Here is a 14,389-nt window from a genome sequence, read left to right as displayed (position 1 = left end):
CTAATCCTTAATTTGTTAACGTGTTACCCGCCGATATGGCGCTGGCGGTTTGCGCCGGCGCGCCCTGCGGTCCGGTTTGCATCGGGTGCGCCTGGAAATAGTTACGCAATCCTTTGTATATCGCCTCAGCCAGTTGCTGCTGGTAATCATCGCTCGCCAACAGACGTTCTTCGCTGTTGTTACTGATAAAGCCGGTTTCAACCAGCACAGATGGGATATCAGGCGAACGCAGTACGCCAAGACTGGCGTGTTCCGGACGGCGCTTATGCATCGAACCAATACGTTCTAACTGGCCGATCATGCTGGTCGCCACATCATACCCGACGCGCTGCGAATGACCGAACTGCAGATCCAGTACGGCCTGGCTGAGATAAGGATCGGACTGGCTGTTTGCCAGCACATCGCCCGCGCCGCCCAACAGCTCCGATTGTTTTTCATGCTGTTCCAGCCAGCCGGCCATCTCACTGTTCGCCCGACGGTTCGACAACACCCAAACGGAAGCACCTGTGGCATCACGGTTTGGCGCGGCATCCGCGTGAATAGAAACCAGGAAATTGGCGTTTTGTTTACGTGCGACGTCTGAACGCCCCATCACCGAGATAAAGTAATCGCCATCACGGGTGAGTACGCCTTTAAACATTGGGTCATCATTGAGCAAGCTGCGCAGTTTACGCGCCACGGCAATCGTGACGTTTTTCTCACGCGTGCCGCCAGGGCCAATCGCCCCCGGATCCTGCCCGCCGTGTCCGGCATCAATGGCAATAACCACTTTTTCACCGCTGCCGGTGCTGGCGCGCGCCGCAGGTCGTGTGGAGGTATTACTGTTGGTCACCATCGTGGTGCGATCGTTCTCTGCTTTAAACGGGTTACGCGCAGGCTCGGCAGGACGAGGGGCGACAACCGGCGTTTCAACACGCTTAACAACCACTGGAGGTGGAGGCGGCGGCGGTGGCGCATCCGCTTTGATGGTAAACACAACGGTATAATTGCCGCCGTTCTGGCGTTTAACGGCTTCGGCCTTGCCGTTCTCGGTTAAATCCACCACCAGACGCAAGGACTGCGCATCTTTTGGCGTGCCGGAGCGGATAGATTTCACCAGATTATTGCCGCTAAACAGCAGCGGTAATCCCTGAATCACTCCGGTTTGTTTTATATCCAGCGCGACGGTGCGTTTCCCGTCCTGGCTCACGGCGTATTCAGGCTCGCCAATAAAGCTCAGCGTAATCCGCGCCTGTTGATTGCCATTGGAAACCTGAAGATCGGAGAGGCTGGCGGCCCCTGCCTGCGCGCACAGCAGGACCAGGGTTGCCATCAGCCAGTTTCTGATGCGATAAATCATCCCGCCACCCTTAAGGTTATTCGGCTAAACGCGCCAGCAATAATTCACCCGATGAGGAGACTGCGCTTACGCGCGCCTCTCGACCTTGCGCCTGATATTCAATGTGTATTTCGACGTCCGGGTCTGGCAGTACACCTTTACCTTGTTGCGGCCATTCCACCAGGCAGATGGCATCATTGGCAAAATAATCGCGGATCCCCATAAATTCCAGCTCCTCCGGGTCCGCAAGTCGGTATAAATCGAAGTGATATACCATCAAGTTATCGAGTGAATAGGGTTCAACCAGCGTGTAGGTGGGGCTTTTTACATTACCTTTATGACCTAACGCCTGCAGAAATCCCCGGCTGAAAGTGGTTTTACCCGCCCCCAGGTCGCCGTACAAATATATAACCGTCGCGCCGTCACAGGCTTTGGCTACCCGCAGTCCCAGGTCTAAAGTTGCCTGCTCATCAGGTAGTGGAATTACTCGATTCATCATGATAAACGTCAATCACATCAGGGTTAACAATACGCTGTAGCGTGGTAAAGAGATCTGTCGCCAGCATGCCGCGCGTACCAAAACGCGCCGCCAGCACATCCGCCGCCGCTCCGTGCGCAACACATCCCGCACATGCTGCATCATACGGGGTAAGCTTCTGTCCGAGCAATGCGCCAATAATACCGGAAAGCACATCCCCCATTCCGCCGCTGGCCATCCCTGCATTGCCAGTATCAATAATACCTAACTCAGCTTGTTCAGCAGCAACAACCGTACCCGCGCCTTTCAGCACTACTACGCCTCCGTACCGTTTTACCAGACGTTGTGCACAAAGTAAGCGATCGTCTTCAATTTCTGCAATGGAACAGCCCAGCAGTCGCGCGGCTTCACCTGGATGCGGCGTGATCACGCGATTGTGACGTTTATCGGGGTTGATTGCCAGCAGGTTCAGCGCATCCGCATCCCAGAGCATCGGTTTGCGAAAATTCTCCACTTTTTGCAGCGCTTTTTTGCCCCACTCCTGCTGACCAAGCCCTGGTCCTATCACCACAACATCCGCCCATGCCAGGCTCTCTTCCAGAGTCTGCGGCGTCAGCGCATCGACCATCAGTTCTGGTCTGGCAGTCAGAACAGGCGCAATGTTCTCCCTGCGCGTCAATACTTTGACCAGCCCGGCCCCCGCACGCAACGCCGCTTCACCGGCCATACGTATTGCACCTGCCGTGCCGTGGTCGCCGCCGATAATCACCAGCCGACCGTGGGAGCCTTTGTGTGAGGTGGGCCGACGCGGCGTTAGCCAGTGCGCAAGCTGTTGAGCATCAAAACGTTGCAGCGGCGCGTTCTGCCCCGCCAGCCAGTCGTCCAGCCCGAGTGCGTTAACATGCAGACGTCCGGTGACATCGCGTGCTTTACCGGTAAGCAGACCTGGCTTGAGCGCAATAAAGGTAACGGTATGCGCAGCGTTGATGACTGCCCCCGGCGTCGCCCCCGTCTGCGCAAGCAGGCCGGAGGGAATGTCGATTGCAATTGTAGGGGCTGGGTGGCTATTGGCACGTTCGATCAACGCCGGGAGAGGTTCACGCGGCGCGTTTTTTAAGCCAGTACCTGACAGCGCGTCGATAATGACGTCCACGCTGTCTGGCCAGTTAATATCAGCAGCATGAATAACGCCACCGGCGTTAAGCCAGGCGTCGTGCGCCTGCTGCGCTTCCTCGGGGAGCGGTTTATCACTCTCGTACGCCAGCAACGTAACATTAAAACCCTGCGCTTTGGCAAGTCTTGCCACCACGTAACCATCACCGCCGTTGTTGCCGTGACCACATAGCACCAGCCAGTGTTGGGCGTTCGGATAGGCCTCACGGGTGACCTGAAACGCCGCCTCTCCCGCCCGTTGCATCAGCTCATACAACGTCAGCCCTAAACTGTCTGCCGCCTCTCGCTCCATCCGCCTGATATCATCGGCGTGCCAGATGGAGTGTGGTATACTTGCGGGGTTTTTCTTCATTGTATGGTCCGTCATGTCAGAGCCCCTCGATCTCAATCAGTTAGCGCAAAATATTAAGCAGTGGGGGCTGGAGCTTGGCTTTCAGCAGGTCGGTATTGCCGATACCGACCTCAGCGAAGCAGAGCCCAAACTGCAGGCCTGGCTGGATAAACAATACCACGGAGAGATGGACTGGATGGCCCGTCACGGCATGATGCGCGCCCGCCCCCACGAATTATTGCCCGGTACACTACGTGTCATCAGCGTACGTATGAACTATCTTCCTGCCAAAGCGGCCTTTGCCAGCACGTTGAAGAACCCTTCTCTGGGTTACGTCAGCCGTTACGCGCTTGGCCGCGACTACCATAAGCTGCTACGTAACCGCTTAAAAAAGCTGGGAGAGATGATTCAACAGCACTGCGTTTCGCTGAATTTTAGACCTTTTGTCGATTCTGCGCCCATTCTTGAGCGTCCTTTGGCGGAAAAAGCCGGGCTTGGCTGGACAGGTAAGCACTCACTAATCCTCAATCGCGAAGCCGGTTCATTTTTCTTCCTCGGGGAATTACTGATCGATTTACCCTTGCCGGTCGACCAACCAGCAGAAGAAGGATGCGGGAAATGCGTCGCCTGCATGACAATCTGTCCCACCGGGGCCATCGTTGAACCCTACACCGTAGATGCGCGCCGCTGTATCTCTTATCTCACTATCGAACTGGAAGGCCCGATACCGGAAGAGTTTCGTCCATTGTTGGGGAATCGAATTTACGGCTGCGATGATTGCCAGCTCATTTGCCCGTGGAACCGCTATTCACAGTTGACGACAGAGGATGACTTCAACCCGCGCAAGCAGCTTCATGCTCCGGAGTTAATAGAGCTGTTTAGCTGGAGCGAAGCGTGGTTTTTAAAAGTCACGGAGGGGTCTGCCATTCGTCGTATTGGCCACCTGCGCTGGCTGCGAAATATCGCCGTTGCGTTGGGTAATGCTCCCTGGAATGACGCTGTTATTCTCGCGCTGGAAAGTCGCAGAGGTGAGCACCCACTTCTCGACGAACACATAGACTGGGCGGTTGCTCAGCAAATCGAGAAGCGAAATGCCTGCGTAGTTGAGGTGCAGCTACCGAAGAAACAACGTTTGGTCAGGGTCATTGAGAAGGGTCTGCCGCGCGACGCTTAAGTCATCCACAGCTTGTGTATAAAAATAAAAACACATTGATATTCAAGAAGGAAAAAATCGTCAAGTGATCGCATTAACAATTTGAAATGATAATTAAGTCAATAATTTCAATTAGTTAAAATGATACTATTTACCCGGCGAAGCTTTTTGCATTCCAGGAATAATACCCGAACCTGTGGATAAGTCTGTTTACAAGAGTATGTCAATGACGAAACAAAACGTCCCCAACGCGATTATTCGTTGTGGATATTTTTATTGAGGTAAGAATTTGGAGCGGGAAACGAGACTCGAACTCGCGACCCCGACCTTGGCAAGGTCGTGCTCTACCAACTGAGCTATTCCCGCTTGGGTGTGTCTGTGCTTGATAAGCACTTTCAAATTTTGGAGCGGGAAACGAGACTCGAACTCGCGACCCCGACCTTGGCAAGGTCGTGCTCTACCAACTGAGCTATTCCCGCTTGGGTGCGTCTGTGCTTAATAAGCACTTTCAAATTTTGGAGCGGGAAACGAGACTCGAACTCGCGACCCCGACCTTGGCAAGGTCGTGCTCTACCAACTGAGCTATTCCCGCAAATTTGTTGCTGTCGTAATTCGCATTTCTGCGTCGTTACGGGAGGCGCATTATACGAGAAATCCGTTTAGCTGCAACCCCCTTGAATACGTTTTTTTCGAAAATTCGTTCAAGTGATTACTTTGCAATCAAGCTGAACAATTTAGCGTCAAAAAGCCGGTGACGCAAGCCACCGGAGAACAAAATCAAAGCTTAATAAAATGTTCGCGATAGTAAGCAAGCTCAGCAACAGATTCACGAATGTCGTCCATCGCCTGATGCGTTCCCTGCTTGGTGAAGCCAGCCAGGATTTCCGGCTTCCAACGACGCGCCAGTTCTTTGAGCGTGCTGACGTCCAGATAGCGATAATGGAAATACGCCTCCAGCTCCGGCATGTATTTAAACAGGAAACGACGATCCTGGCCGATGCTGTTGCCACAGATAGGTGATTTCCCTTCCGGAACCCACTCTTTCAAAAAAGCCAGCGTGGCCAGTTCTGCTTCACGATCGCCCATGGTGCTCGCCTTCACACGTTCCACCAGCCCGCTACCGGTGTGCGTACGTACGTTCCAGTCATCCATTAATGCCAGTTGTTCGTCGGACTGGTGCACCGCAATTGTCGGTCCTTCTGCCAGAATATTCAGGTTGGCATCCGTCACCAGCGTGGCGATCTCAATAATGCGATCGCGCTCGGGATCCAGACCTGTCATCTCCAGATCGATCCAAATCAGGTTGTTTTCATTGGCACTCATGCTATTTTCCACCCTTCAGCGTCACATTCAGTGTGACTACATTGATCTAAAATTGTGTGTATCATAAATGTTTTGCCCATCATGGGCGACCAGGAGCCAGTCCGATTGAGTAAGAATAAACTCTCCAAAGGCCAACAGCGCCGTGTGAACGCCAATCACCAGCGTCGTCTTAAAACGTCCACGGAGAAGCCCGACTACGACGACAACCTGTTTGGCGAAACCGCTGAAGGCATCGTTATCAGCCGTTTTGGCATGCATGCCGACGTAGAGTCTGCTGACGGTGAAATTCACCGCTGCAACATCCGCCGTACAATTCGCTCGCTGGTTACTGGCGATCGCGTAGTCTGGCGCCCGGGTAAAGCGGCGGCTGAAGGCGTGAATGTCAAAGGTATCGTTGAAGCGGTACACGATCGTACCTCGGTACTGACACGCCCCGACTTTTACGACGGGGTAAAACCTATTGCCGCCAACATCGACCAGATCGTTATTGTCTCAGCCATCTTACCCGAGCTGTCACTCAATATTATCGACCGATATCTGGTAGCCTGCGAAACGCTACATGTTGAACCAATTATCGTACTGAATAAGATCGATCTGCTGGATGATGAAGGCATGGCCTTCGTTAACGAACAGATGGATATCTATCGCAACATTGGCTATCGGGTGTTGATGGTATCCAGCCGCACTAAAGACGGCCTGAAACCGCTTGAAGAAGCATTAACCGATCGCATCAGCATTTTTGCCGGTCAGTCGGGCGTAGGTAAATCCAGCCTGCTCAATAATCTTCTCGGCCTGCAGGAAGAGATCCTGACCAACGATGTCTCCGACAACTCCGGTCTTGGACAGCACACTACCACGGCCTCTCGCCTGTATCACTTCCCGCACGGCGGCGACGTTATCGACTCCCCTGGCGTACGTGAGTTCGGACTGTGGCATCTGGAGCCGGAACAAATCACGCATGGCTTTGTCGAATTTCATGACTACCTGGGCCATTGCAAATACCGCGACTGCAAGCATGATACCGATCCAGGCTGCGCTATCCGTGAGGCTGTAGAAAAAGGGGCCATAGCCGAAACCCGGTTTGAAAATTATCACCGCATCCTGGAAAGCATGGCGCAGGTAAAAACGCGTAAAAACTTTTCTGATACAGACAACTGACAACTAAGCTAAGCATCGCTAGAATCGTCCCCCTTTTTTCAGGATCCGGCCCACATGCCGGATCGGGAACAAATTATGGCCTGGAGGCTACCTTGTTAAACTCATTTAAGCTTTCGCTACAATACATTCTGCCGAAACTATGGCTCACTCGCCTGGCGGGTTGGGGTGCGAGCAAACGAGCGGGATGGCTGACCAAATTGGTTATCGATCTGTTCGTGAAATATTACAAGGTCGATATGAAAGAGGCGCAAAAGCCGGACACCGCCAGCTATCGCACCTTTAACGACTTCTTTGTTCGCCCGCTGCGCGACGATGCTCGCCCGATTAATACCGATCCAAACGTACTGGTCATGCCCGCTGACGGCGTAATCAACCAGCTAGGCAACATCGAAGAAGACAAACTGCTGCAGGCTAAAGGGCACAGCTATACCCTTGAAGCGCTGCTGGCTGGCAACTATCAGATGGCGGACAAATTCCGCAATGGTACGTTTGTAACCACTTACTTGTCTCCACGCGATTACCACCGTGTACACATGCCGTGTAACGGTATCCTGCGTGAAATGATGTATGTGCCGGGCGATCTCTTCTCTGTAAACATCCTGACTGCGCAAAACGTACCGAACCTGTTTGCCCGCAACGAACGCGTAATCTGTTTGTTTGATACCGAATTTGGTCCGATGGTGCAGATTCTGGTCGGCGCGACTATCGTCGGCAGCATTGAAACCACATGGGCTGGCACCATTACCCCACCGCGTGAAGGCGTCATCAAGCGCTGGACCTGGCCGGAAGGCGAAAGCGAAGGGTCGGTAGCGCTGTTGAAAGGTCAGGAAATGGGCCGCTTTAAGCTCGGTTCCACCGTCATCAACCTGTTCGCACCTGGCAAAGTTAATCTGGTTGAGCAGTTGCAGGATCTTTCCGTGACCAAAATCGGCCAACCAATGGCCATCTCGACCGAGACTTTCGTGACGCCAGAGACAGAACCGGCCCTGCTGGCGAAAGAAGAGATCGAAGCAGAACACGACGCCAGCCCGCTGGTTGACGACAAAAAAGACGAAAGTTAAACATAGGAATCGCTGCTGTGCGCCTGATTATCACTTTTCTGATGGCCTGGTGCCTCAGCCTGGGGGCGTACGCTGCGACGGCCCCCGATGCCAAACAACTCACCCAGGAACTGGAGCAGGCAAAAGCGGCAAAACCCGCTCAGCCAGAAACCGTCGAGGCGCTCCAGTCCGCGCTGAATGCCCTTGAGGAGCGGAAAGGCTCTCTCGAGCGCGCACAGCAATATCAGCAGGTTATTGATAACTTCCCCAAGCTGTCCGCAACGTTACGCGCACAGCTTAGTAACCTGCGCGATGAACCGCGCAATGTGCCAACCGGACTCTCTACCGATGCATTAAACCAGGAGATCCTCCAGGTTAGCAGCCAACTGCTGGAAAAGAGTCGTCAGGCCCAGCAGGAGCAGGATCGCGCCCGGGAAATCGCCGACTCGTTAAGCCAGCTTCCTCAACAGCAAACCGATGCCCGCCGCCAGCTCAATGAGCTTGAGCGGCGCATTGGTACCGCCAACGGCAATTCCGCGCAGAATCAGGCGATGCAAGCTGAATCCGCCAAACTTAAAGCCCTGGTCGATGAACTGGAGCTGGCACAGCTTTCCGCCAATAACCGTCAGGAACTGGCGCGTATGCGCTCCGAACTGGCGGAAAAGCAGAGTCAACAACTCGACACTTACCTGCAGGCTTTGCGCAATCAACTCAACAGTCAGCGCCAGCGTGAAGCAGAGCGAGCGCTGGAAAGTACCGAACTGCTGGCAGAAAACAGCGCGGGACTGCCGGAAGGTATTGTCGATCAGTTCAAGGTTAACCGCGAGCTGTCTCAGGCCTTGAACCAGCAGGCGCAACGTATGGACCTGGTCGCCTCGCAGCAGCGTCAGGCTGCCAGCCAAACGCTGCAGGTCCGCCAGGCCTTGAATACGCTGCGAGAGCAGTCTCAGTGGCTTGGGGTTTCAAATATGCTGGGAGAAGCGCTGCGCGCGCAGGTATCCCGTCTGCCGGAAATGCCCAAGCCCCAGCAGTTGGATACCGAAATGGCGCAGCTTCGCGTGCACCGTATGCGCTATGAGGATCTCCTCAACAAACAGCCGCAGCTGCGTCAGATTCATCAGGCCGATGGACAACCGCTGACCGCTGAACAGAGCAGCATTCTCAACGCCCAGCTACGCACCCAGCGCGAGCTGCTGAACTCATTGTTACAGGGCGGCGATACGCTGATCCTTGAGCTGACCAAGCTCAAAGTCTCCAACAGCCAACTGGAAGATGCGCTAAAAGAGGTCAACGAAGCAACGCACCGCTATCTGTTCTGGACGTCAGACGTCAGTCCCATCTCGCTCTCCTGGCCTGTCGACATCGTTCAGGATCTGCGGCGTTTGATCTCATTAGATACGTTTAATCAGTTGGGTAAAGCCAGCGTCATGATGCTGACCAGCAAAGAAACACTATTGCCGCTGTTCGCGGCGTTGGTGCTGGTTGGCTTTAGCCTCTCTTCGCGCAAGCACTTCACCCGTTTCCTTGAACGCTCGTCCGCGCGAGTCGGGAAAGTCACCCAGGACCATTTCTGGCTGACAATACGCACGGTATTCTGGTCAATACTCGTCGCTTCTCCGTTGCCGGTGTTATGGGCAACGCTCGGTTACGGGTTGCAGGAAGCCTGGCCTTACCCGCTGGCTGTTGCTATCGGCGATGGCGTTACCGCCACGGTGCCTATGCTATGGGCGGTAATGATTTGCGCCACCTTTGCGCGTCCCAACGGTCTGTTCATTGCCCACTTTGGCTGGCCACGTAACCGCGTCGCGAAAGCCATGCACTACTACCTGATGAGCATCGGACTGATTGTCCCGCTGATCATGGCGGTGATTATGTTTGATAATCTCAATGACCGGGAGTTCTCCGCCTCACTGGGACGTCTGTGCTTTATTCTGATTTGCGGTGCGCTGGCGGTCGTGACCCTGAGCCTGAAACGCGCCGGGATACCGCTGTACCTCGATAAAGAGGGCAACAGCGATAACATGGTCAATAGTATGCTGTGGAATATGCTGATGGGCGCGCCGCTGATTGCCATTCTCGCTGCGGCAGTGGGTTATCTCGCCACATCGCAAGCCCTGCTGGCACGTCTGGAAACATCCGTGGCGATTTGGTTCTTATTACTGGTGGTGTATCACGTCATCCGCCGCTGGATGCTAATTCAGCGCCGCCGCCTTGCGTTTGACCGCGCCAAACATCGACGCGCCGAAATGCTGGCGCAACGTGCGCGGGGCGAAGAGGAACCACCTCATTCCACCAGCCTTGAAGGTACGATCGATGTAGATGAAAGCGAAGTGGATCTGGATGCAATCAGCGCGCAATCGCTGCGCCTGGTACGTTCTATCCTGATGCTTATCGCCCTGCTCTCGGTTATTGTGCTGTGGTCAGAAATTCATTCCGCTTTCGGCTTCCTGGAAAACATCTCGTTGTGGGATGTCACCTCCACGGTGCAGGGCGTGGAAAGCTTAGAACCGATAACGCTGGGCGCAGTGCTCATTGCTATTCTGGTGTTTATCATCACCACCCAGCTAGTGCGCAACTTACCCGCATTGCTGGAGCTGGCGCTACTGCAACATCTGGATTTAACCCCCGGCACCGGTTACGCCATCACCACTATCACTAAGTATCTTCTGATGCTGATTGGCGGCCTGGTGGGTTTCTCGATGATCGGTATTGAGTGGTCCAAACTGCAATGGCTGGTGGCGGCTCTCGGTGTCGGTCTGGGCTTTGGTTTGCAGGAGATCTTCGCCAACTTTATTTCCGGCCTGATTATCCTGTTTGAAAAGCCAATCCGCATTGGCGACACGGTTACAATTCGCGATCTTACCGGTAGCGTGACGAAAATTAATACCCGTGCCACCACTATCAGCGACTGGGACCGCAAAGAGATCATCGTACCCAACAAAGCCTTTATCACCGAACAGTTTATCAACTGGTCGCTATCCGATTCGGTTACCCGTGTGGTGTTAACCATCCCGGCACCGTCGGAGGCTAACAGCGAGGAGGTTACGCAGATCCTGCTGACTGCCGCACATCGTTGCTCGCTGGTTATCGATAACCCGGCGCCAGAAGTCTTCCTGGTTGACCTGCAACAAGGAATTCAAATCTTCGAACTGCGTATTTATGCCGCTGAAATGGGGCATCGCATGCCGCTGCGCCATGAAATCCACCAGCTGATTCTGGCAGGCTTCCGCGAGCATGGTATTGATATGCCGTTCCCACCGTTCCAGATGCGTCTGGAGAGCCTCGGCGGTAAGCAAACAGGCAGAACATTAAGTTCTGCAGGAAGAGGCAGCCGCCCGGCGGGAAGTTTGTAAGCGGAAGGCTTCACTGTATCCGGCCTACTAAGATGCATCTTTGTAGGCCGGATTGGGCAGGTCGTTTATTCCACCGCCCACTCAGGTTCGTTGGCCGCGCGACGGCTGTAGTTCTGATAAATCGCCATCGCCAGCAGCGAGAAGAAGATCGGGCCGCCGGTCATCCACAAGGCACTGTTCCAGTCCCCGGCTTCAATTACCGGCTGGATGATGGTGAACACGTTGGCAAACGTCACCACCAGAACGACCACACCCGTTGCCAGCAGCGTCGCCGCTCGGGTTTTAAAGACAACAAACGGTCTTTCCAGACCCGGACGGGCTTGAAAGAACGGAAACGCCAGCGCCAGGAACAGATACGGCAGCGTCATGGATACGTTCGCCATCAGCGTCAGTTTGTTATAGAACGCTGAAGCCGTATCGCCACCAAATGAAACCAACAGGATAAACAGGCTCACCAGCAGGCACTGTAACCACATTGCCGTCGTCGGCATCCCTACGGCATTCAGTTTGGTCATCGGCGCGGGCCACAACGCTTTCGGCGTACCCTGAATAATCGCTTTCAGCGGTGAGTAGCTGAGGGTGAAAAAAGCGCCGGTATAGGCAAGGAACATGGAAAGCCCGGTAATACGTGCAAACCATACGCCCATCACCATCGCGGTCTCAGGGGAAAGATGCAGCGCATTACCCAACCTCATCCCGAGGCTCTTCATCAGGATATAAGTAATATTGCCGAGGTTGACCGAGCTATTGCTTAATACCTGCTGCCAGTTGGTGCTAACGCCCCATAAAAAGATGGCCAGTGAATAACCAACAGAAATGACAATAGCGGCAAAAACAATGCCTTTAGCAAAGTTCTTTTCTGGTTTTTCTGTTTTATCAACCAGTCCCCCTACAGCTTCAATTCCGCCATAAGCAAAAATGGCAAACACAACAAATGACAACATTGCCAGCCCGGACTGATATCCGGGATTAGGTGAGGAGATAAAATTAATATCCTGTGCAAAGTGGCCACCAGTTAATAACAAAATAGCGACACTCACTAACAACAGAACTAAATTAAGACACATTACGGCAATTCCGCCTACTGCCGTAATACGCGCAATCTTATTAATACCCCGGGATGCCACGCAGGTCACCAGGATCATCCAGCCGACGGCGAGCAGCCCGACAACCTGCGTAGGCTCAAGCCCTGCAATACGCCAGTGCTGCGTCATGTCTGCGCCAAACAAGAAGGTTGAAAAAGGTACCCAGACTTTCGCCGCAGTACTTACCATCCATATCACATAAGAAGAAAACCACATAAACGTGCCGATAAAGGCATAGCGCGGTCCAACGCTATTATTCATCCACGAATAGATTCCCCCCTCTTCTTTCCGATAGGCAGACCCCATTTCCGCCATCATTAAAGCAAATGGAATAAAGAATAATAATGCAGAAAATATATACCACGGTATTGCACTATACCCCATTAAATAGAATGCGGAGGGGCTATTAGCAAAACCGAAAACTGACGTAAATATCATGAGAATGAGACCTGGCAGGCTCATCTTTTTTATTGTTTGGGTCATTAAACCATCCCTTACTCTGGCAAGCGTTTAGCAAACGCCGCTCACCGGTTGGCACTGCTCTCTTTGCAGAGTTCAGCGATAAAAAAATCAACACAGAATTGATACCTAAACGATATCAAATATCCAGATGTAAATTGTGGCTATTAGAGGGGAAATGAAAAAATATGCTACAAAGTGGCGATTAAGCCGCCACTTTGTATTGCGGAAGGGTAAGTTATGCGCGATCGACGGTAAATGCGATAACCTCAGCCAGGCTTTCTGCGCCCAGCGCCAGCATCACCAGACGGTCAACACCCAGCGCCACGCCTGAGCAATCCGGCATGCCTACTTTCAGCGCTTCCAGCAGGTTGGTATCGATAGGTTGCTGCGGTAAGCCTCGTGTGGCACGTTTGCGGTTATCCTGTTCAAACCGCTGCTGTTGTTCACGCGCGTCGGTCAATTCATGGAAACCATTTGCCAGCTCAATACCTTTGTAATAAACCTCGAAACGTTCAGCCACGCGGTGATCTTCGGTACTGATTTGCGCCAGTGATGCCTGGCTGGCCGGGAAATGATACACAAACGTCGGTTTGTCTTTACCAATATGCGGCTCAACGCCCATCGTAAACAGCAGTTGCAGTAAGGTGTCCCGGTCTTCTTCGGTATCGGCAATATTGCTGAGATCCAATTTCGCCGCCACTTCCCGCAGTTGGGTTTTATCCGCAGACAGCGGGTCTATCTCCAGATGACGCTGGAAGGCTTGCTGGTAAGAGAGGCTTTCCGCAGGCGAACAGTCCAGCACCTGCTGAAGCAAATCATCCACCTCATTCATCAGGCGATACATATCGTAGTGCGGACGATACCACTCAAGCATGGTGAATTCAGGGTTATGATGGCGCCCCATCTCTTCATTACGGAAGCTGCGGCACAGTTGATACACCGGGCCGCACCCTGCCACCAGCAGGCGCTTCATATGGTATTCAGGGCTGGTCATTAAATAGAGATTCATCCCCTGGGAGTGTCCAGGGCCAACGAAACGCGTTTCGAACGGGAACAGATGGATGTCCGTTACCGTTGCCTGACTCATACAAGGGGTCTCAACCTCAAGCACGCCACGATCGGCAAAAAAGCGGCGAATCTCCGCTATAATTGCTGCACGTTTTAACAGATTGGGGATGGACGCGCTCGGCTGCCAGGTTGCCGTTTCGCTCATGGTTGTTTCTCCGATTTATGACAAGGGCACGAAGTCTACTCGTATCGCGCTAACGAGACAAATTTCAGGCAGCAGTAATCAGCACCGGCAATTGGATAAAAAAAGCGACATAGGATGGTTTAGTAATTAAATTAATCAAATTCAATGATAATTCCCCCCTGTGACACGCTAAAAAAATCGAACACGTCAAATTTCCCGCACATCCCTAAGACTATACTATTGTACCTATAAAGGAGCAGTGGAAACGCGTTCATAACCTGTTTGAAGCCGATGAAGCATCTGATTTCAGGCGGGGATGAAAT

General features: G+C 53.2%; 10 protein-coding genes and 3 tRNA genes. 4 read left to right on the top strand and 9 right to left on the bottom strand.

Features of this window, described 5'->3' with window-relative positions:
• Positions 1-7: 7 nt before the first annotated feature.
• From amiB to nnr, 3 genes are read right to left on the bottom strand one after another with little or no spacing between them, the layout of a single operon-like run.
• Complete coding sequence (amiB, locus tag C2U41_RS25070) at positions 8-1,339, bottom strand: N-acetylmuramoyl-L-alanine amidase AmiB (RefSeq protein ID WP_032937771.1); 1,332 nt, start codon at positions 1,337-1,339, stop codon at positions 8-10.
• A gap of 16 nt (positions 1,340-1,355) precedes the next feature.
• Positions 1,356-1,817, bottom strand: coding sequence for a tRNA (adenosine(37)-N6)-threonylcarbamoyltransferase complex ATPase subunit type 1 TsaE (gene tsaE, locus C2U41_RS25065; RefSeq protein WP_003025570.1), 462 nt, complete (start codon positions 1,815-1,817; stop codon positions 1,356-1,358).
• A complete protein-coding gene (nnr, locus tag C2U41_RS25060) occupies positions 1,789-3,336 on the bottom strand; it encodes a bifunctional ADP-dependent NAD(P)H-hydrate dehydratase/NAD(P)H-hydrate epimerase (protein WP_032937772.1) in 1,548 nt (515 codons plus the stop codon). The genes tsaE and nnr overlap by 29 nt, the downstream gene beginning before the upstream one ends.
• Between nnr and queG the strand changes: the two genes are divergently transcribed.
• Positions 3,335-4,474, top strand: coding sequence for a tRNA epoxyqueuosine(34) reductase QueG (queG, locus tag C2U41_RS25055; protein WP_003844973.1), 1,140 nt, complete (start codon positions 3,335-3,337; stop codon positions 4,472-4,474). The two genes, nnr and queG, sit on opposite strands and share 2 nt — an antisense overlap.
• Positions 4,475-4,743: 269 nt before the next feature.
• On the opposite strand, the gene C2U41_RS25050 is transcribed toward queG, so the two are convergent.
• The 4 genes from C2U41_RS25050 to orn all read right to left on the bottom strand — a co-directional run bounded on the left by C2U41_RS25050 (position 4,744) and on the right by orn (position 5,776).
• Positions 4,744-4,819, bottom strand: a tRNA-Gly gene (locus C2U41_RS25050).
• 37 nt (positions 4,820-4,856) lie between these two features.
• A tRNA-Gly gene (locus C2U41_RS25045) sits at positions 4,857-4,932 on the bottom strand.
• A 37-nt stretch (positions 4,933-4,969) separates the two neighbouring features.
• A tRNA-Gly gene (locus C2U41_RS25040) sits at positions 4,970-5,045 on the bottom strand.
• Positions 5,046-5,230: 185 nt separating this feature from the next.
• Entirely contained in the window at positions 5,231-5,776 is a 546-nt protein-coding gene (orn, locus tag C2U41_RS25035) for an oligoribonuclease (RefSeq protein ID WP_003839477.1), read from the bottom strand.
• Between the two features lie 105 nt (positions 5,777-5,881).
• Here orn and rsgA point away from each other — a divergent pair, with 105 nt between their 5' ends.
• From rsgA to mscM, 3 genes are all read left to right on the top strand, one after another.
• The gene (gene rsgA / locus C2U41_RS25030) at positions 5,882-6,934 is read left to right on the top strand and encodes a small ribosomal subunit biogenesis GTPase RsgA (protein WP_170974257.1); all 1,053 of its coding nucleotides are present in this window, start codon (positions 5,882-5,884) and stop codon (positions 6,932-6,934) included.
• Positions 6,935-7,026: 92 nt separating this feature from the next.
• Positions 7,027-7,995 carry an archaetidylserine decarboxylase gene (asd, locus tag C2U41_RS25025; protein ID WP_103848374.1) on the top strand — a complete coding sequence of 323 codons (969 nt, stop codon included), beginning with the start codon at positions 7,027-7,029 and terminating at the stop codon, positions 7,993-7,995.
• 17 nt (positions 7,996-8,012) lie between these two features.
• Complete coding sequence (gene mscM / locus C2U41_RS25020) at positions 8,013-11,327, top strand: miniconductance mechanosensitive channel MscM (RefSeq protein WP_003839472.1); 3,315 nt, start codon at positions 8,013-8,015, stop codon at positions 11,325-11,327.
• 65 nt (positions 11,328-11,392) lie between these two features.
• Here mscM and yjeM read toward each other — a convergent pair whose 3' ends face one another.
• Entirely contained in the window at positions 11,393-12,895 is a 1,503-nt protein-coding gene (yjeM, locus tag C2U41_RS25015) for a glutamate/gamma-aminobutyrate family transporter YjeM (RefSeq protein ID WP_032937774.1), read from the bottom strand.
• A 214-nt stretch (positions 12,896-13,109) separates the two neighbouring features.
• Positions 13,110-14,087, bottom strand: coding sequence for an elongation factor P--(R)-beta-lysine ligase (gene epmA / locus C2U41_RS25010; RefSeq protein ID WP_016149440.1), 978 nt, complete (start codon positions 14,085-14,087; stop codon positions 13,110-13,112).
• Positions 14,088-14,389: the final 302 nt, after the last annotated feature.

The sequence above is a fragment of the Citrobacter freundii complex sp. CFNIH4 genome, assembly GCF_002934505.1.
Taxonomy (GTDB): domain Bacteria; phylum Pseudomonadota; class Gammaproteobacteria; order Enterobacterales; family Enterobacteriaceae; genus Citrobacter; species Citrobacter freundii.
The sequence above is the reverse complement of the archived record's forward strand: the minus strand, read 5'-3'. Positions and strand labels throughout refer to the sequence as shown.